Consider the following 21006-nt stretch of genomic DNA (forward strand, 5'->3'; position numbering starts at 1 on the left):
GTGAAATAAATGGAGAAAGACAAAAAAACGTATATTTTTTCTAAGACCTTAGGATTGATTATTCCAATATTAATTTTAATAGCATGGTATGTATTTTCAAACAATGGATTAATAAAATCCAGTATACTACCGACTCCAATTAGCGTATATGATGCATTTGTTGAAACAGTTAAAAATGGGGAGCTGCAAAAGAATATGATAATAAGTTCTAAAAGAGCATTTATAGGCCTTTTAATTGGAGGAGGAATCGGATTCTTTTTAGGATTAGCTACAGGCCTATCTAAAATAGCTAAATTATTTCTAAATGATAGTATTCAAATGATAAGAAACATTCCAATTCTAGCTTTACTTCCATTAATAATATTATGGTTTGGTATAGGAGAAGAAGCAAAAGTTGTTATGGTTGCATTAGCCGTATTTTTCCCAATGTACTTAAATACGTACAATGGAATAATTTCAATAGATCAGGGGCTTATTGAAATGGGAAAGATTTATGGTTTAAAAGGTTTTACTTTATTTAAGAATATTATTTTTCCAGGAGCCTTACAATCAATTCTTGTGGGGTTAAGACATTCTTTAGGAATTATGTGGCTTATTTTAATTGCCGCTGAAACTCTTGCAAGTGATACTGGGATAGGTTATATGGCAATGACAGCCAGAGAACTTTTGCAGATGGATGTAGTTGTATTAAGCATAATAATTTATGCTATTCTTGGAAAACTATCTGATTTTGTAGCAAATGTAATAGAAAGAATTGTTTTAAGATGGAATCCAGCATTTAGTAAGTAATAGTGGAGGTAAAATAAAATGTCAGAAGATAATGGGATAGAAATTAAAATAGAACAATTGAATAAATATTTTGGCAAAGTTAAAGTATTAGAAAATTTATGTTTATCAATAAAGGCAGGAGAATTTATTGCTATTGTTGGGAAAAGTGGTTGTGGAAAAAGTACTCTTTTAAGAATTATTTCGGGTTTAGATAAACCATCAGAGGGTGAAATTAAGTTAGATGATAAAATCTCTCATAAACAAAATGAAAATGTAAGATACTTATTCCAAGAAGCAAGATTATTGCCTTGGAAAAATATTATGGATAATGTGCTTATAGGTTCTCAGAATAATAGGGACTTAGCAGAAAATGCATTAAATGCAGTTGGACTTTTAGACAAAGCAAAGGAATGGCCTTATGCACTTTCAGGTGGCCAAAAGCAAAGAGTTGCATTAGCAAGGGCACTTACAAGCAGCCCTAAATTAATACTGCTTGATGAACCACTTGGTGCTTTGGATGCTTTGACAAGGATTGAAATGCAGCAATTAATAGAAAAAATATGGCTTGAGAAAGGTTTTACAGTAATATTAGTTACCCATGATGTTAGTGAAGCAGTAACTTTAGCTGACAGAGTAGTATTAATTGAAAAAGGAAAAATAGAAATGAACATTGATATTACTCTTGCAAGGCCGCGAATAAAGGATAATGATTTTGCGTATTTTGAGAATCGCATTTTAAATAAAGTTCTTAATCTATCAGATGAAAGAAAAGTACAAGCTGAATATGCTATATAACGTATTAATTTGTGTTGAGAAATTATTAGTTAGGAGGAAGATGTGAATGAGCTTAATACAAACACCATATGAATATGTAAATGAACCAGGAATTATTAGTGAAGCAGGGAATTATGTAAAAGAATTAGGGGGAAATGCACTTATAATTGGAGGAAAAACAGCCTTAAGTATTACTGAAAATAATATTGCAAAGAGTTTTGAAGAAAATAATATTATTTTTACTATAAAAGAATTTTCAGGATATCCAACAGAAAAAGTAATAGCTAAATTTTCAGAGCTTGGAAAAGAACAAAAAATTGATGTTGTTATTGGAATAGGAGGAGGAAGAGTTTTAGATACCACAAAAGCTGTTGGAAACAGGTTGAATATACCAATTGTTGCAATACCAACAATTGCAGCTACCTGTGCTTCTTGGGCAGCTGTATCCATTATATATGATGAAGATGGAAATCAGGTGGATTTTTTTGAGACTCAAAAATCAGCAAATTTAATTCTAGCAGATACAAAAATATTAGCTGAAGCACCAGATAGATATTTAAAAGCTGGAATTATTGATACTCTTGCAAAATGGTATGAATCAGAACCTAACTTGAAAAACCATAATGACAGTTTACAATTAAAAATTCAAACTGAAGTAGCTAAATTAGGTTTTGATATTTTACTGGAAAAAAGTAATAAATATTTTAATTCTAAAGATAGGAAAGATAATTTAAATGATTTTAAACAAATAGTAGATTCAATTATTTTAATTGCAGGTTTAGTTAATAGCATAAAAAGCAATGAATTTTATGGAGGGATAGCACATCCATTTTATAATAGCACTACAAGAATACCAGAAACGCGAAATAAACTTCATGGAGAAAAAGTCGCCTTTGGAATTCTTACTCAACTCGTATTAGAAGGAAAAACAAAAACTGAGTTAATAGAAACTTTTAACTTGTTTAAGAACTTTGATGCTCCGATAACCCTAAAAGGAATTGGAATTGAAAATGAAATAGATGAAAAGATTACTTTAATTGCAGAAGATGTATCAAAAAAGAGTGGATTTTATAAAGGAATAAACTATGAATTAACAAGTGATGTTATTAAAAAGGCTATATTGGAAGCAGATAATATAGGAAGAGAGATATCATAAAAAGGAGTATAGAAATATGTCAAATTTAAAATATAGAGAAGAGCTTGATTTAATTGAAAATTATAAGCCTGCAAAGTCCTTGGAAGCTGTAAATAGAGAACTTGGATTAACTGAAATAATCAAACTAGCAGGTAATGAAAATAGACTTGGAAGTTCTGAGTTAGCTAAGGAAGCAGTTAAAAATTTTGTTAATGAACTTTCTTTTTATCCGGATTTTGATGTAACGCTTCTTAGGGAAAGATTATCTAAAGACCTAAAGGTTAATGGAGATCAGCTTATTTTTGGAAACGGATCTTTTGAGCTTTTATCTTTGATAGCTAAAGCTTTTATAAATAAAGGAGAAGAATCTATAATTCCGGAAATTACCTTTGGGTGGTATCAATCAGTTACCCTTCAAATGGGAGGGAAGATTGAGTGGGTTTCACTTAAAGAACATAAAATAGATTTGGATGAAATAAAAGCAAGAATAAATCAAAATACTAAAGTAATATGGCTTTGCAATCCTAATAATCCTATAGGAACATTTATTGATGAAACAACTTTGAAAAATTTCCTTAAAGATGTTTCAAGAGATGTAATTGTAGTTCTAGATGAAGCTTATTATGAATTTGCAGATGATTCAAGTTATCCAGATTCTATCAAGTTACTTGGAGATTATAAAAATATTATTATTTTAAGAACCTTTTCCAAGGTTTATGGGTTAGCATCTTTAAGATTAGGTTATGGAATTGCAGATTCAGAATTCATCAGCTATCTATATAAGGTCAAGGAACCAATTAATGTGAACATGGTTGCTCAAGTAGCTGCATTGGCGAGTCTTGATGACTTTGAATTTAAAAATAAGGTTTTAGAAAACAATAAGAAAAGTAAGCAATTATATTATGAGGAATTAGATAAATTAAATCTAGAATACATTAAGACACAAGGTAATTTTATAATGATTAATACAAAGCTTAATGGGGATTTGGTTACAGAAGAGTTTTTAAAAAGAGGTATAGTCATAAGAAGCGGCGTAGAATTTAAGATGCCTGAATGGATAAGAATTTCTATAGGCACTTATGAAGAAAATGTTAAAGTATTAGAAGTATTAAAAGAAATAATATCATGATTATTATATGTGTATAAAACACTATTACAGATAAAGCAGATAATAATTATTTGGAGGTAAAGCATTATGAATTATAAAGCTGGACTTGATGTTGGTTCAACAACTGTGAAGCTGGTTATAATTGATTCTGACAATAAAATTGTATTTTCAAGTTATGAGCGCCACTTTGCTGATGTCAAAAATGCAACTTTAAGGGTATTAAAAGAAGCTATTAAAATTGTAGGAAAACAACAAGAAATTATAATGAGGATAACTGGTTCTGCTGGAATGGGGCTTGCAAAAGTTATAGATGTTCCTTTTATACAGGAGGTTATATCATGTACTGAAGCAGTCGAAAAGTTAATTCCAGAAACTGATGTGGTTATCGAACTAGGTGGAGAGGATTCAAAAATTACTTTTTTAAAGGGCACTTTAGAACAAAGAATGAATGGTACCTGTGCTGGTGGAACAGGTGCATTTATAGACCAAATGGCATCTCTTTTAAATACAGATGCCCAGGGAATTAATGAAATGGCAAAAACGGCTGCAATAATTTATCCTATAGCCTCGCGTTGTGGAGTTTTTGCAAAATCAGATATTCAACCTCTTATTAATCAGGGAGCATCAAAAGGAGATATAGCAGCAAGTGTTATGCAGGCAGTTGTAAATCAGACCATTGCTAGTTTAGCAGCTGGAAGAAAGATTCAAGGAAAGATTGCTTTTTTAGGAGGGCCACTATATTTTTTGAGTGAACTTAGAAAAAGTTTTATGGAAACTTTAAAAGTGAAAGAAGAGGATGCAATTTTTCCAGAAAATTCTTTATTATTTGTTGCATTAGGGGCAGCCTTATATCCTAAGCAAAATAAAATTGTACCTTTAGAAGAGGTTGTTCAGAATCTGGAGAAGGCTAGTAAAAATAATTTAGAAGTAGCAAGTTTCTTAGAGCCACTTTTTGAAAGTGAAGATGAACTAAAAGGATTTCGTGAACGTCATAGTAAAGCTTCAGTACCTACAAAAGCTTTAAGTGAACATAGTGGGGCTGCATATCTTGGTATAGATGCAGGCTCAACTACTTCCAAAATAGTACTTATAGACCAAGAAGCAAATATTTTATTTAGTCATTATGGGAATAATAAAGGAGAGCCGTTAGATACAGTAAAAGAGACATTGGTTGATTTATTTAAGAAGCTTCCTAAAGAAGTATATATAGGAAAAGCTACTGTAACAGGCTATGGAGAAGAATTACTAAAAAATGCATTAAAAATAGATATTGGAGTAGTTGAAACAATGGCTCATTATAGGGCTGCTGAGCATTTTCAAGATGGTGTAGATTTCATTTTGGATATTGGTGGACAAGATATGAAAGCCTTAACTATTAAAGATGGAACTTTATCCTCTATTCAACTAAATGAAGCATGTTCTTCTGGTTGCGGTTCCTTTATTGAAACTTTTGCGAAATCAATGAATTACAGTGTAGAGGATTTTGCAAAGGCAGCGCTTAATTCAAAAAGTCCAGCTGATTTAGGCTCAAAATGTACTGTATTTATGAATTCTAAAGTGAAACAGGTACAAAAGGAAGGGTTTAATGTTGGAGATATTTCAGCAGGATTGGCTTATTCAGTTATAAAAAACTCATTATATAAGGTAATAAAAATAAAAAGACCAGAAGAGTTAGGTAAGAAAATAGTTTGTCAGGGTGGAACTTTCTATAATGAGGCAGTGCTTAGAGCTTTTGAAAAAATCAGTGGCTTAGAAGTTGTTCGCCCAACTATTGCAGGGTTAATGGGAGCTTATGGAGCAGCGTTGATTGCTAAAGCTAATCATCAAATTGGAGAAAAATCAAGTTTAATTTCACTGACAGATTTAGAGCAATTTACAGTTGAAAAAGAATTTACTAGATGCAAGCTTTGCGAAAATAAGTGTATGTTAACTGTAACGACTTTCTCTGATGGTGGCAGTTTTGTATCAGGTAATAGATGTGAGAGAGGGGCAAAAATTCAAATTAAAGAAGAAGATAAAAGGGTTAACTTAGTAGAGTATAGATATAATAGATTATTTAAGTATCGCCCACTTGAAATGACTGAGGCCACTAGAGGCGTAATTGGAATTCCAAGGGCTTTAAATATATATGATAATTATCCTTTGTGGTTTACAATATTTACTGATTTAGGATTTGGGATCGAACTTTCCCCTAGATCTACTAAGAAAATTTATGAAACTGGTATTGATACTATTCCAAGTGATACAGTGTGTTATCCAGCGAAAATATCACATGGTCATGTACAGAACTTAATTAATAAAGGAATAACAAAGATATTTTTCCCAACAGTAGTATATGAACGACTGGAGCATGAAAAAGCAGATAATCATTATAATTGTGCTGTAGTTCAAGGTTATCCTAATCTTTTAAAGCATAATATAGATGAAGTAATTAATGAAGAGATAACTTATTATACACCAGCTATAAATTTAGCTGATAAGGATTCTGTAATTGAAACGCTTTTAGAAGAATTAAAGGCTTATAAAATTACAGAAGAAGAAATGAAAAAAGCAGTTTATCATGGCTTTGAGGAGTTAACTGCTTTTAAAAATGATATAAAAGCAAAAGGTGAAGAGACCCTAAAGCTTATAGAAGAAAACGGAGGATATGGGATTGTATTAGCAGGGCGTCCATACCATTCTGATCCTGAAATTAACCATGGCATTTCAAAGGTTATAACGCAAGAAGGCTTTCATGTTCTTACAGAAGATAGCATTTATCAGTTAGGAGATGTCGAAGATTTAAGATTAGTTAATCAATGGGAATATGGTTCACGTATTTTTGCAGCAGCAAAAGTTGTTGCAAAGTCTAAAAATATAGACTTTGTCCAGCTTAATTCTTTTGGATGTAGTTTAGACACTGTTGCTACAGATCAAATATCAGAAATTTTAGAGCAGTATGGAAAAGTTTTAACTGTCCTGAAAATAGATGAAGGTTCAAATTTAGGGACTGTAAAAATTCGTATGAGATCTCTTAAAGTGTCTATTAAAGATAAAGAAAAAGCAGGCTTTAAGCCATATAAGAGATTTGAAAATCCTAATTTTGCAAATTTCACTAAGGAAATGAAAGAGGCTCATACAATACTGCTTCCTTCCATTGCACCTTTTAGGCAAAACGGATTAGTGAATATTGCCCTTCGTGCGTCAGGTTATAATGCTGTAATGCTGCCTTCGAAAAACTTAACAGCATTAGATAAAGGGTTGAGATTTGTAAATAATGAATATTGCCATCCACCAATTGATTATGTTGGACAGATAGTAGAAGCTCTTGAAAGTGGAAAATATGATTTAGATAATACTACAATTATGATTTTAGATCCAGGAACAAATTGCAGCTGTAGAGGAGCAAATTTTGCAACAGTACTGCGTAAAGCAATTTATGATGCAGGTTATCCAGATGTACCAGTTGTTCCTATGCCTATAGAGTTTAAGGATTATGAGACAGATGAAAGAAAATCTGGTTTTGTTTTAACAGAGCCTCTTTTGAAAAGATTAGCCCTTGCAAATTCATATGCTGATTTATTTGAAAAAGTTGTATACAGAACTAGACCATATGAGATTAAATCTGGACAAATAGATAGATTACATCAAAAATGGATAGAGAAAATAAAACCTAATATAGAAAATACGTCCTTAAGTGATTTTAGAATTAACATGGAAAATATCATTAAAGAGTTTGATAATATTCCGTTATTAGATATCCAAAAGCCTAAGGTTGGGCTTGTTGGAGATGCTGAATTAACTATAAACTTTGCTGAAAATGGAAGTTACAATATTGTAAGGTTATTAGAGTCAGAAGGAGTAGAAGTCGTTGTGCCAGGAATAGGCTTTATGTCTACTTATTTAATAGGTGATTTAGGTGAACATATGAAAGAATTATCGGACAGCTTTTATAATCAATGCGAAAAGCCTATGGATGAAGCTTTAAGAGCTTCTAAAAGGTTTAGAAAATTCTATTCTATTTTTGACATGAAGGCAAGTGCAAATCAAATAGCACCATTTGCAAATTATCAGGGTAAGTTTTGGTTTATGACTGGTGGTAAAATGATAGAGCTTTTAAAAGATAATGTTAATAATATTGTACTGTATCAAGCTTTCAATTGTGCCATTAATTATGTGTGTGGTGTAGGTCTTAACAAAGAAATAAAAAGACAATATCCACAGGCTAATATAGTAAATATTGATTATGATCCTGGAATGTCAATGGTAAACCAGGTAAATCGTATTAAACTTATGATAAGTAATGCTGAAAAAGATTTGGAAAGGGAAGAAGTAATTTAGTGAAATTATATTTTAACTGTGATACAAATTACAGTTAAAATATAATTAGTGCTAGAAATACAGGAGGAAGTAATATATGTTATTACAGGAGAAATTTCAATTTCTAAAGGATAATATAAAAGAAAGAGGAAGTGGAGCAATTGCTTTTTCAGGTGGAGTGGATAGTACCTTCTTAGTTTATGTAGCACATGAGGTATTAGGAGATAAGGTTATAGCAGTTACAGCTACTTCATCAACTTATCCACAAAGAGAGTTAAAGGAAGCAATTAAATATGCAAAGGACATTGGAGTAAAGCACTTAATTATATCTTCAGAAGAGTTAGACATTGAGGGATTTGCGAGTAATCCTAAAAATAGGTGTTACTATTGCAAAAAAGAACTTTTTACAAAGATAAGGGTAGTAGCTAAAGAAAATGGTATTGAATATGTTTTTGATGGTTCAAACCTGGATGATAGTGGTGATTACAGACCAGGAATGCAGGCAGCTAGTGAATTGGAAGTTATAAGCCCTCTTAAGGAAGCTACTCTTACTAAAGAGGACATAAGAGCACTTTCAAAAGAATTAGGAATTCCAACTTGGAACAAGCCTTCCTTTGCATGTTTATCTTCCAGATTTCCTTATGGAAGAAAGATTACAATTCCAAAGCTTAAAATGGTAGAAGAAGCAGAACAGTTTTTACTAGATATAGGCATAAGGCAAGTAAGAGTAAGGCATCATGGAGAAATAGCTAGAATTGAAGTTTCTCCTGAAGAAAGAGTTAAATTCTTTGATGTTTCTGTAATGGATAAGATAGGAGAGACGTTCAAAAAAATAGGATTTTCTTATGTTACTTTAGATGTAATAGGATACAGAACAGGGAGTATGAATGAAGTTCTTACAGCGGAAGAAAAAAACAATGCGTGAGATTTTATTTTGATCTGATTATACAAACGATAAGCAGGTTTTGCTTATCGTTTGTATAAAAAAATAAAAATTGTATCTACAAAATGAATTGAGAAAATTTTATAAAAATATAAAATTATATTGACTAATAGTCCCAATATGGAATATAATTATTTTTATAAATCATACTAAATAAATAGGAATAATAAGAAAAAGAAATCATATAATTTATTATAAGACAAAGCAATGAAGGGAATAAGTATATTAAGGAAAGTTTTTAGAGAGGAATTCTTAAAAGAGCTGGAAGGAGTTCTAAATGGAACTTAATAGAATGCATCCTGGAGCACTAAGTTGAACACAGGTATATAAAGTAACAGGTAATTAAGCTTATCTATTTTACATTATTGGCCAAGTTATAGTAGACTTAGCGGGAATGCCCGATATAGCAAAAAGAAGATGTTATGTATAAATTTATTCATAACAATCAGAGTGGAACCGCGGATATTGTCTGCCTCTGTTTAATATGGAGGTAGTTTTTTTATATTAAAAATCATATTAGAACACGAGTAAAAAGATATTGGATGAATATAATAGTGGGGCTATTTATTTTATTTATTCAAATAACAAAATATTATTATGGATTTTGTACAAAAACTAATGTTTTATCTTCAAATTTAGAGAGAATAAGTTTTTTATAATTTAAAGTGTATGGGGGAATGTTTTATGGCGATTAATGAAAAACAAATTATCGAGGATAAAAAGCTTAAAGAAATACTTAAAATGATTGAAAAAATTAAATATGGGTCTGTGACACTAATAATTCAAGATGGAGTAATAATACAAGTAGATAAAAATGAAAAAATACGAATGAAATAATAAGAGAATAATTAATAGTGGTATTATAGTAATCTGACTGGAGAACCAGAGGATGTACTTCTTAATAAAAGAAGTATATCCTCTTTTATTTTATTAAAAACAATATAAAAAGGAGAATTTTAAAATGGCAGAAAAAACATTAAGACAAGTAGCAATTTACGGTAAAGGAGGAATAGGAAAATCAACCACTACACAAAATTTAACCGCAGGACTTGCGGAATTAGGTAAAAATATAATGGTAGTAGGTTGTGACCCTAAGGCAGATTCAACAAGATTATTATTAGGAGGATTAGCTCAAAAAACAGTTTTAGATACTTTGAGAGAAGAAGGGGAAGATATAGAATTAGACGCCATAATGAAAAAAGGCTTTAAAGGAATAAAATGTGTTGAATCTGGTGGGCCAGAACCTGGAGTTGGTTGCGCAGGAAGAGGAATAATAACTTCTATTGGAATGTTGGAAAGATTGGGAGCATACACAGAGGATTTAGACTATGTGTTTTATGATGTACTTGGTGACGTAGTTTGTGGAGGTTTTGCAATGCCTATAAGAGAAGGTAAGGCAAAGGAAATATATATAGTTGCAAGTGGAGAAATGATGGCATTATATGCAGCAAATAATATATCAAAAGGAATCCAAAAGTATGCATTAAAAGGCGGAGTTAGACTTGGGGGAATTATTTGTAACAGCAGAAATGTTGATAGAGAGCTTGATCTATTAAGAGCCTTTGCAAAGGAACTTGGAACTCAATTAATACACTTTGTACCAAGAAATAATGTTGTACAAAGAGCTGAAATAAGAAAGAAAACTGTAATAGAATTTAATCCAGAAGATAAACAAGCAGATGAATATAGAGAATTAGCAAGAAAGATAGAGGAAAACAAACTATTTGTAATTCCAAAACCAATGACTCAAGAAAGACTTGAAGAAATTTTAATTGAGTATGGCTTAATGGATTTGGATTCTGAGTATATCATTTAGTTTAAATAATTTTGGAGTATAAAGTTTAAAATACCTAAAGCAGCATTAGTATTTAAGATAATGGGGAGGCAATTTTATGATAACAGTTAAAAATGTAAGTAAAACTTTTAATACTCCAACCGGAAAAGTAGAAGTATTAAAAGATATACACTTTAAAGTTGATAAAGGAGATATTTTTGGAATAATAGGTTTTAGTGGTGCCGGAAAATCAACCTTAATAAGGTGTTTAAATGGTCTAGAAAAACCTAATTCTGGGGATATATTAATTGGAGAAAATGAGATAACTAAATTAAATAGAAAAGAGTTGCGAAGTGCTAGAAAAAAGATTGGTATGATATTTCAACAATTTAACTTATTTGATTCAAGGACTGTTTATGAAAATATTGCTTTCCCATTAGAAATCTCTGGGTATAAAAAAGATAAGATAAAAAATAGAGTTGAAGAAATATTAGAGTTAGTTGAATTATCAGAAAAAAGGGACTCATATCCACTTCAATTAAGTGGAGGGCAAAAGCAGAGAGTTGGTATTGCAAGAGCATTGGCAAATGAGCCAGATGTACTGCTTAGCGATGAAGCAACTTCTGCCTTGGATCCTCAAACAACATTTTCAATCTTAGAACTTTTGAAAAATATTAATCAAAAATTAAACCTTACAATAGTTATAATAACCCATGAACTAGATGTATTAAGATATTGCACTAATAATATGGTGGTTTTAGAAGATGGACACATTGTTGAAAGAGGAAATACAGAAAATTTATTTCTAAATCCCAAAAGTGACACATTAAAGAGATTTATAAATATTACAGAGGGAATTCAGAAGAGCAGAAAATTTTCAGGAGGTGAAGGGATATGAATAGCGACTTAGTTAATTTGATATTAACAGGAACAAAAGAAACATTATATATGGTATTCCTTTCATCAATAATAGCATTTTTATTAGGCATACCGATTGGAATTTTGCTTGTTGTCAGCGATAAGGGTGGGATATTTCCATTACTTAAAGTAAACAAGATAGTTGGATTTATAATTAATGTCATACGATCAATGCCTGAAATGATATTGATAATTATTTTATTGCCACTTGCAAAACTAATAGTAGGAACAACTTTAGGAGCAAATGCTGCCATTGTATCTATTTCTATAGGTTCAGCTCCTTTTATAGCAAGAATAATAGAAAATAGTTTAAAAGAGGTTGAGTTTGGAAAGATTGAAGCAGCAGAAGCAATGGGAGCAACGACCTTTGAAATAATCAAAAAAGTTTTGCTGCCAGAAGCATTACCTTCAATAGTTAGAGGCGCTACTATTGCGATAATAGGAATAATTGGATTCACAGCTATAGCTGGTGCAATAGGCGCGGGCGGGCTTGGAAGTTTAGCAATAAGATTTGGATATCAAAGATTTCGTACAGACGTATTAATTGGCACTGTAATAGTACTTGTGACAATTGTACAAGTTATTCAGCTGATTGGAGATTCTAGTGCAAGATTAATAAATAAAAAGAGATTCAAGTTTGATTAGAGAAGTAATTTAAATTGAATTAATAGATAATTATTAAAATAAAAAATTTTAAGGAGGAATATATAATGAAGAAAAAAATAATCGCAATTATTGCAAGTACATTTATTTTAATGGGAGCACTTGCAAGCTGCTCTGCAAATAGTAAGCAAGATTCAAATAATTCAAATAGTAGTTCAAATGAAAAAAAAGAAGTAACCATAAAAGTAGGGGCATCAATAACGCCACATGCTGAGATATTAGAGCATATAAAACCTAAACTAAAAGAGCAAGGAATTAATTTAGAAGTTGTAACATTAGATGATGAAGGACAGTTAAACCCTGCATTGGATGAAAAACAAATTGATGCAAATTACTTTCAACATGTGCCTTACTTAGAATCAGTATCAAAAGAAAAAGGGTATAATTTTGAAGTTGCAGGAAAAGTTCATATTGAACCGATAGGGCTATATTCTAATAAAATAAAATCTATTAATGATTTAAAAGATGGAGATAAAATAGGAATACCTAATAATCCATCAAATGAATACAGAGCATTAGTACTTCTTGAGAAGAATGGACTTATTAAATTGAAAAGTGGACTAGCAAATTATTCTGCGACACCAAATGATATAGCAGAAAATCCTAAACATCTTCAATTTGTAGAAACTGACGCAGCACAATTACCAAGAGCGCTTGGGGATTTAGCAGGAGCTGTAATAAACACTAATATAATTTTAGATGCAAAAATAGATCCCAATACTGCTCTGATTAGAGAAAGTGGAGATTCTCCTTATGCCAACATAGTTGTAGTAAGAAAAGGTGATAAAGACAGGCCAGAGATTCAAGCTCTTGTAAAGGCCTTAACATCAGACGATGTTAAAAATTTTATTAAACAACAATATGGTGTGGCAGTAGTTCCAGCATTTTAGACATATAAAAGAAAATAATAAGTCTATAATGCGATGTATATTTCCCGTCGGATAAGGAAGTATGTTTGATTTATAGTGAGCCTATTAGGCTGACATACTGATTTATTATTTTTTTGATCTTGAATATTAATTGGAAAGGAGAGAAAGGAAATGTCGTATAAAGTAGCATTTGCTAGTAGTGATGGAAAAGTTGTTAATCAGCATTTCGGAAGGACAAAACAATTTTTAGTAGTTGAAATAGATAAAGATAATAAGAATTATAACTATGTTGAAATGCGAATTAATGAACCAGCTTGTCAGGAATTTCAACATACAGAGGATGCCTTAAAGAATTCTATTGAGTTAATATATGATTGCGAAGCTGTTTTCGTTGCTAGAATAGGACAAGGTGCATTAGCTCAAGTTGAAGCTAGAGGAATAAAAGGAATTGAGGCACCATACTTCATTGAAGATATAATTGATAGAATACTAAATTCAAGAGTTAATATTTTAGATATATATTAGGAATTAAGTTTAATTTATAAATATTAATTAACAATGCACAATTAATGCCATTTAGGGTATCCGGTGGGCAATTATGGTTGAAAGTTTACAGAGAAAGTTTGAGAATTTATATATAATATAGAATTTTTTAGAGGTGAATTTAAATAAAGTTATTTTAAGGAAGTGAATTTAATGGGAAATTTTAATCATCTTGCAAAGACTCACCCATGCTTAGGAGGAGAAGCGCATTTTAAATATGGAAGAATACATTTACCAGTGAGTCCATCATGTAATATACAATGTAAGTTTTGCAAAAGAGGATTTAATAAATCAGAAGTACGTCCAGGAGTAAGTTCATTACTATTAACTCCTGAAGAAGCAGTAAAAACTGTTAGAAAGGCATTGACTTTATGTCCTGAAATTAGTGTTGTTGGAATAGCAGGGCCAGGAGATACACTTGCAACTGATCATGCTCTTGAAACTTTTCGTTTAGTTAAAAAAGAATTTCCACAGCTTATAAATTGCTTAAGCACTAATGGACTAAGGTTAGAAGAAAAGGCAGAAAAGATTGTTGAAGCAGGAGTACAAACCATAACAGTAACTGTTAATGCAATTGATGCAAGAATACAAAAAGATATATGTTCATTTATAATTGATGAAAATGGAAAGAAAATACAAGGTGAAGAAGGTGCGAGAAAGTTAATAGATGCCCAGCTTAGAGGAATTAAAAAGATTAGCGAATTAGGCGTAATAGTTAAAATAAATAGTGTTTTGGTACCTGGTATAAATGATAAGCATATTAAGGAAGTAGCACGAGTAACAAGAGAATTAGGAGCTTCAATACTAAACATTATCCCGCTAATTCCACAAAATGAATTATCTCACCTTCAAGCACCAACATGTGAACTTTTAGATAAGTGCAGAGGAGAAGCAGGAGAATTTCTTGATGTATTCAGACATTGCAAACATTGCAGAGCTGATGCTTGTGGAGTGCCAGGTAAAAATCAAGATATACATGGTCAATTATATGATAAAGAAGTTGTAGAAACTTTTTCACATGGCTAAAAATATGTTTGTATTAATTGAGTTTAAATTTAATTCTATTCTTATTAAGGAAGGATGAATTAGATATAAAAAAATTTAAATTTAATCGTAGTAAACAAATAGGAATGATATTAATACTATATGATATAGGGTTAAATTAAAGTATAACAAGTCAATATTACAGAATTTATTTTATTATATAGATTCTAATTGCCAATGTTCAATTAACAGCGAAATCAATCCAAGATTTCTTGAAATGTACACTCTTAATTAGAACTTATATATACAAAAAATTGTAAGTTTGGCTTGTTATGTCCTTACAACGATAAGAAGAAATTATATAATATGGAGGAAAAAGAAATGAGAATAGAATCATTATTAGTTCATGGTGCTGTAGATGGAGATGAATTGACAGGGGCAGTAAATGTTCCTATATATCAAACTTCCACATACAAGCAAGAAGAGTTAGGTAAAAATAAAGGATTTGAATATTCAAGAACAGGAAATCCAACACGTGATGCTTTAGAAAAGACTATTGCTTTATTAGAGAAAGGTATAGGAGGACTTGCATTTAGTAGCGGAATGGCTGCAATTACAGCGATTTTATCTCTATTTAGTAGTGGAGATAAAATAATAATTCCAAGTAATCTTTATGGTGGTACGTTTAGAGTAATTGATAAAGTATTTAAAAATTTTAATATTCATTATGAAATAGTTGATTTTTCAAGAATTACAGATGTGAAAAGACTTTTAGAAAATGATAAGGAGAATGCTAGAATAAAGGCTGTGTTAATAGAAACTCCAACCAATCCACTTATGGACATTACTGATATCGAAGAAATTAGTAAGCTTACAAAAGAGTATGATGTTCTTACGATTGTAGATAATACATTTATGTCACCTTACTTGCAAAGACCGTTAGAATTTGGAGCTGATATAGTTGTTCATAGTGCAACTAAATATTTAGGGGGACATAGTAATGTCGTAGCGGGGCTGATAGCTGTAAAGGATAAAGAGCTTATGGAAAAGCTTCACTTTATACAAAATTCCACTGGCGGGGTACTTGGTCCATTTGATTCATTTATATTACTTCAAGGAATAAAAACTTTGGGAGTAAGATTGGATAGGCACAATGCGAATGCAGAAAAAATAGCAGAATTTTTGGGTAAAAGTGAGTATGTTACAAAAATTTATTATCCTGGATTAAAAAACTCTAAGGGATATGAGATCCATAAAAAACAAGCATCAGGTTTTGGAGGAATAATATCTTTTGTGATTAACGAAAAAATTGATTATAAAAAATTCTTGGGATCTTTAAAACTTATAACTTTAGGAGAAAGTTTAGGGGGAGTAGAATCACTGATTTGCCATCCAGCAAGCATGACCCATGCTTCAATTCCATATGAAATAAGGCAAGAGGTTGGAATTGTTGATAATTTAGTTAGGTTATCAGTTGGGATAGAAAATATTGATGATTTACTAGAGGATTTAAGCAATGCATTCAAGGAGAGTTTGGTATGAATTTCGTAAGTGATGTTAAAGAACTTATTGGAAATACTCCATTGATAAAACTTACTAATATTAATGTAAAAGAAAATGTTAATATATTTGCTAAATTGGAATGCTTTAATCCTGGTGGTAGTGTTAAGGATAGAATAGGTGTAGCAATGATTGATGGAGCTGAGAAGAGAGGAAAATTAAAAAAAGGGTATACAATAATAGATGCAACAGCAGGAAACACTGGTCTTGGAATAGCTTTAGCTGCAATAAATAAGGGGTATAATATAATTTTTGTAGTACCAACAAAGTTTTCGATAGAAAAGCAGAAGTTGATAAAAGCTCTTGGCGCTAAAATTATAAATACTCCTGATGAAGATGGAATGCTTGGAGCAATAAATAAAGCAGAAGAACTAATAAAAGAAATTCCCAATAGTATTAGTTTGGAGCAATTTGCAAATGAAGATAATCCTTTAGCACATTATGAAACGACTGGTCCTGAAATATATAATGCACTAGAAGGACATATAAGTTACTTTGTAGCAGGGGCAGGAAGTGGAGGTACTTTTACTGGAATTGTTAAATTTTTAAAAGAAAAGAATAGAAATATCAAAGGTATATTAGCAGATCCTGAGGGTTCAACTATGGTAGGTGGAAAGCATAAAAGTTATAAAATAGAGGGTATAGGGAATGATTTTCTACCAAAGACAATGGATATATCTTTAGTTGATAAAGTGATAAAAGTTAATGATGAAGAAGCTTTTGATAAAGTGCGTTTATTAGCTAAAAAAGAAGGATTAATCGTTGGCTCATCTTCTGGTGCGATACTTGCAGCAGCTATGAAATTATCAGAGGAAATAGATAGAGGAAACATAGTGGTCGTGTTTCCTGATAGAGGAGATAGATATTTAAGTACAACATTGTTTGATTAGTAAAAGAAAAATTGAGATAGAAATATTTGTATTAATAGCAAACCGCATTTTTATAGTATAAATTTTATCTTGAAAAAGATACTACTATAAAAATGTGGTTTTTAGTAAGTAATAAGGCATTGACGGATAAGTGAAGAAGTATTATATTAATATCATATTAAAAATATAGGAATAGTTGGTAAAATGTATTGAAGAAAGGATTGTGATTATTATGGATAAAATACCTACAAGAGAGGAAGCATGGAGCTTACTAACAGAGTATAATCAAGATGAATTTCATCTAGAACACGCTGTAATTGTAGAAAATACCCTTCGGTATTTTGCAAAAGAGCTTGGTTACGAAGATGAAGTTGATTTCTGGGGAATAGTAGGATTACTTCATGATTTAGATTTTGAAAAGTATCCTGAAGAGCATTGTTTAAAAGAACAGGAAATTATGAGTAATAATGGAATTGATAAGTCAATAATACATGCTACTGCAAGTCATGGTTATGCGATTACTGTTGATATAAAGCCTGAACATGAGATGGAAAAGGTTTTATATGCGGTGGATGAATTAACAGGGTTAATAGGAGCAGTTGCAGTTATGAGGCCGTCTAAAAGTGTTCAAGATTTAGAATTAAAATCAGTAAAAAAGAAATATAAGAATTTAAAATTTGCAGCTGGATGTTCTAGAGATGTTATTAAAAGAGGTGCTGAAATGCTTGGATGGGAGTTAGATGCTTTGATTCAAAGAACAATTAATGCATTAAGAACATTTCAAAAATAATAAATAAAATGTTTAACAAATATGAAAGAAGCAAAAAATTAATAATTTCATAGTAAAATATTGAGATTCATTGAAAAAAATGTTACAATACTAAAAATATATATTTATAGAGAATAGGGTCCCAAAATAAAGATCCTGTTATTTTTATAAATATATAGTGTAGTTATTCTATCGGAATAATAAAAAAGGTAGTTAAAACTACAGGCAATAATATAATTGTATGACATTTTAAACAAATGGGGATTATGTCATCCAATAATTTAAAGGGGGAAAAATATGAAAAACAAATATTTATCATTATTAACAGTGTTGTTTTTTATGTGTGGAATTGTTCTCACTGGGTGTAAACCGCAAGAAACAACAAGTACAGCAAGTCAAACTGCTGCAAAATCAGGAGGCACATTAAGATATGCTTTGTGGAGTTCACCTCCAGGATCATTTCATCCAAGCTATAGTGCAAATATTTATGATAACAAGATAGTGGATTTGGTATATGAAAAATTAATAAATGCAGATGAAAATGGTAATTATGTGCCAGGTCTTGCTGATAAATATGAAGTGTCAAGTGATCAACTTACAATCACTTTTAGCTTAAATAAAAATGCAAAATGGCATGATGGGGAACCTGTAACTGCTGACGATGTTGCTTATACATTTACAACTATTGCTGATCCAGATTATGATGGACCAAGATTTTCACAAGTTGAAAATATAGCAGGAGCAAAAGATTATAAAGCTAAGAAGGCAACTAGTATTTCAGGAATAAAGGTTATTGATAAAAATACGATAAGTTTTACTTTTTCACAAGTTTATTCACCAGCACTTGCTACTTTTGCACAAAGAGCTATAATTCCAAAGCATGTGTGGGAAAAGATACCTGTAGCTCAATGGTCAAAGAGTGATCAACTTAAAAAACCAATTGGAAGCGGGCCTTTTAAATTTAAGGAATTTGTTCCAGATCAATATGTAGAACTTGAAAAATATGCAGATTATAATTTAGGAGAACCTAAGTTAGATAAGATTATATTTAAAGTTACTAATCAAGATACTGCTCAATCTGAACTTATAAAAGGAGATTTAGATATAGTACCAATATCTTCATTCAAACAAAAAGATCTTGATGCTTATAAACAAGCAGGGATAACTGTATTGGAGAATGATGGGGTGAGTTATCAATTCTTAGGATTTAATTTTGAAAATCCTATATTAAAAGATCAAAAGATAAGACAAGCTATAGAATATGCAATAAATCGCAAAGGTATAGTTGATAGTGTATTAGATGGTCATGGTAAAGTTGTTAATACTGTATTTTCATCAAAAAGCTGGGCAAATCCAGGCGAAGATGGGCTTGAAAAATATGAGTATAGTACAGATAAAGCTAAGTCATTGCTAAAAGAAGCAGGTTATGAAGAAAAAGATGGAGCCTTCTATAAAGATGGCAAGCCACTACAATTTACTTTAAAATATTCAACTGGTAATAAACCAAGAGAGCAGTCGGCTGTATTGATACAACAAAACTTAAAAGATATTGGTATTGCTGTTAATATTCAAAGTATGGAATATGCAACTCTTGATAAACAATTAACAAGTAAAGATTTTGAAATATTCCTTCTAGGTTGGACTAATGATTTAGATCCAGATATTAAGTCTTCATGGTATTCAACTCCAGGAAGTATACTTGGAAAATATGAAGGCTTTACAGATCAAAATCTTGATAAATTAATTGATGCTGGAAGAAGTGATTTTGATCAAAATAAACGTAAGGAAAATTATAAACAAATAGCAAAGGAATTTAATAATGTAGTTCCAGCTGTGATATTGTATAGTCCAAATGATGGATATGCATATAATTCAAAATTAAAAAATTATAAGCCAGTTCCTTATTATGAATTTTCAAATGCACAAAACTGGTCTTTAGAACAATAAAAATTATAAAAATATGAGGCTTTAGGAATATGAAAATATGCCTAGGCCTCATATGTGCATAAGAGTGAGTTTATTTATGTGAAAATTAATATAGAGAGGAAGGCAAATGAATGTTTAAATATGCAATAAAACGTATGATAAACACTATTCCAATACTTATAGGTATATCTATAATAGTATTTATTCTTATTAACTGTCAGCCAGGAAATCCATATTCTAACATGGTAGATCCAACCGTTACAGATGAAGTAAAGGAACAGATGCTTACACAGATTGGATATTATGATCCACTTCCAGTCAAATATTTTAAATGGGTAACGAGAGCAGTAAGTGGGGATTTAGGATATTCAATTACCTATAAGGAGTCTGTAATGAATGTAATAAGCTCAAGAATTGGAAATACCATTTTACTTGGTACAGCCTCATTGTTTTTAAGTGTTTTAATAGCAATACCAATAGGAATGATAAGTTCAGTTAAAAGATATTCAATTTTTGATTATATAATGACAGTGTTGGCGTTTATAGGCTTGTCTATTCCAGCTTTCTTCTTTGGATTGCTTTTGATTAAGGTGTTTTCAGTGGATTTAAAAATATTACCGATATCGGGTATGGTTACCATAGGGAAAAATTATCTGGGAATAAATCATGTTATAGATATTTTTAATCATATGATTTTACCTACTATTGTACTAGCGTTGTTGAACACAGCTTCTTTCATGAGATATACAAGATCCAGTATGATAGATATAATTGGCCAAGATTACATAAGAACAGCAAGAGCAAAAGGAGTATCTTCCAGAATTATTGTTTTAAAGCATGCTTTTAAAAATGCATTGATTCCAATTATAACTGTTATCAGTTTAGAGCTCCCAACTTTATTTTCAGGAGCTTTAGCTACAGAAACAATTTTCGTATGGCCAGGAATAGGAAGATTAAATTTTGAAGCAGTAACTAATAGAGATTATTCTTTGATAATGGGACTAGTTATGATATTTGCAGTAGTAACTCTTTTATCTAATTTAATTGCAGATATTTTATATGCAGCAGTAGATCCTAGAATTAAATATGATTAAAAGGAGGGCT

Annotated in this window: 18 protein-coding genes; all 18 read left to right on the forward strand. The window is 30.9% G+C overall.

Annotated features, from left to right (window positions below; translation table 11 throughout):
• The first annotated feature begins 9 nt into the window (after nt 1–9).
• The 18 genes from CSPA_RS06935 (at nt 10) to CSPA_RS07020 (ending at nt 20996) form a co-directional block, all read left to right on the forward strand.
• Entirely contained in the window at nt 10–789 is a 780-nt protein-coding gene (locus CSPA_RS06935; protein WP_015391511.1) for an ABC transporter permease subunit, read from the forward strand.
• Between the two features lie 18 nt (nt 790–807).
• On the forward strand, nt 808–1563 hold the full coding sequence (locus tag CSPA_RS06940; protein WP_015391512.1) for an ATP-binding cassette domain-containing protein: 756 nt from the start codon (nt 808–810) through the stop codon (nt 1561–1563).
• A 46-nt stretch (nt 1564–1609) separates the two neighbouring features.
• Complete coding sequence (locus tag CSPA_RS06945; protein WP_015391513.1) at nt 1610–2698, forward strand: iron-containing alcohol dehydrogenase family protein; 1089 nt, start codon at nt 1610–1612, stop codon at nt 2696–2698.
• 16 nt (nt 2699–2714) lie between these two features.
• Nucleotides 2715–3806 carry a histidinol-phosphate transaminase gene (gene hisC, locus CSPA_RS06950; protein WP_015391514.1) on the forward strand — a complete coding sequence of 364 codons (1092 nt, stop codon included), beginning with the start codon at nt 2715–2717 and terminating at the stop codon, nt 3804–3806.
• A gap of 66 nt (nt 3807–3872) precedes the next feature.
• Entirely contained in the window at nt 3873–8105 is a 4233-nt protein-coding gene (locus CSPA_RS06955) for an acyl-CoA dehydratase activase-related protein (protein WP_015391515.1), read from the forward strand.
• A gap of 76 nt (nt 8106–8181) precedes the next feature.
• Entirely contained in the window at nt 8182–9009 is an 828-nt protein-coding gene (larE, locus tag CSPA_RS06960) for an ATP-dependent sacrificial sulfur transferase LarE (protein ID WP_015391516.1), read from the forward strand.
• Between the two features lie 702 nt (nt 9010–9711).
• Nucleotides 9712–9864 (forward strand): YezD family protein, encoded by a 153-nt coding sequence (locus CSPA_RS06965; RefSeq protein ID WP_015391517.1) that lies wholly within the window; start codon nt 9712–9714, stop codon nt 9862–9864.
• Between the two features lie 124 nt (nt 9865–9988).
• Nucleotides 9989–10843 carry a nitrogenase iron protein gene (nifH, locus tag CSPA_RS06970; RefSeq protein ID WP_015391518.1) on the forward strand — a complete coding sequence of 285 codons (855 nt, stop codon included), beginning with the start codon at nt 9989–9991 and terminating at the stop codon, nt 10841–10843.
• A 76-nt stretch (nt 10844–10919) separates the two neighbouring features.
• Nucleotides 10920–11699, forward strand: a complete 780-nt coding sequence (locus tag CSPA_RS06975; RefSeq protein ID WP_015391519.1) for a methionine ABC transporter ATP-binding protein — start codon at nt 10920–10922, stop codon at nt 11697–11699.
• A complete protein-coding gene (locus tag CSPA_RS06980) occupies nt 11696–12364 on the forward strand; it encodes a methionine ABC transporter permease (RefSeq protein WP_015391520.1) in 669 nt (222 codons plus the stop codon). The genes CSPA_RS06975 and CSPA_RS06980 overlap by 4 nt, the downstream gene beginning before the upstream one ends.
• 65 nt (nt 12365–12429) lie before the next feature.
• The gene (locus CSPA_RS06985) at nt 12430–13272 is read left to right on the forward strand and encodes a MetQ/NlpA family ABC transporter substrate-binding protein (protein ID WP_015391521.1); all 843 of its coding nucleotides are present in this window, start codon (nt 12430–12432) and stop codon (nt 13270–13272) included.
• Between the two features lie 150 nt (nt 13273–13422).
• The gene (locus CSPA_RS06990; protein ID WP_015391522.1) at nt 13423–13776 is read left to right on the forward strand and encodes a NifB/NifX family molybdenum-iron cluster-binding protein; all 354 of its coding nucleotides are present in this window, start codon (nt 13423–13425) and stop codon (nt 13774–13776) included.
• A 171-nt stretch (nt 13777–13947) separates the two neighbouring features.
• Nucleotides 13948–14820 carry a radical SAM protein gene (locus CSPA_RS06995; RefSeq protein WP_015391523.1) on the forward strand — a complete coding sequence of 291 codons (873 nt, stop codon included), beginning with the start codon at nt 13948–13950 and terminating at the stop codon, nt 14818–14820.
• A gap of 339 nt (nt 14821–15159) precedes the next feature.
• Nucleotides 15160–16320: a trans-sulfuration enzyme family protein gene (locus tag CSPA_RS07000; RefSeq protein WP_015391524.1), complete on the forward strand. Its 1161-nt coding sequence runs from the start codon at nt 15160–15162 to the stop codon at nt 16318–16320.
• Complete coding sequence (locus CSPA_RS07005) at nt 16317–17228, forward strand: PLP-dependent cysteine synthase family protein (RefSeq protein WP_015391525.1); 912 nt, start codon at nt 16317–16319, stop codon at nt 17226–17228. Before CSPA_RS07000 ends, CSPA_RS07005 begins: the two co-directional genes overlap by 4 nt.
• Nucleotides 17229–17439: 211 nt before the next feature.
• Complete coding sequence (locus CSPA_RS07010) at nt 17440–17997, forward strand: hydrolase (protein WP_015391526.1); 558 nt, start codon at nt 17440–17442, stop codon at nt 17995–17997.
• Between the two features lie 276 nt (nt 17998–18273).
• On the forward strand, nt 18274–19923 hold the full coding sequence (locus CSPA_RS07015) for a peptide-binding protein (protein ID WP_015391527.1): 1650 nt from the start codon (nt 18274–18276) through the stop codon (nt 19921–19923).
• A gap of 110 nt (nt 19924–20033) precedes the next feature.
• Complete coding sequence (locus CSPA_RS07020; RefSeq protein WP_015391528.1) at nt 20034–20996, forward strand: ABC transporter permease; 963 nt, start codon at nt 20034–20036, stop codon at nt 20994–20996.
• The last annotated feature ends 10 nt before the right edge of the window (nt 20997–21006 follow it).

This window comes from Clostridium saccharoperbutylacetonicum N1-4(HMT), assembly GCF_000340885.1.
Classification (GTDB): domain Bacteria; phylum Bacillota; class Clostridia; order Clostridiales; family Clostridiaceae; genus Clostridium; species Clostridium saccharoperbutylacetonicum.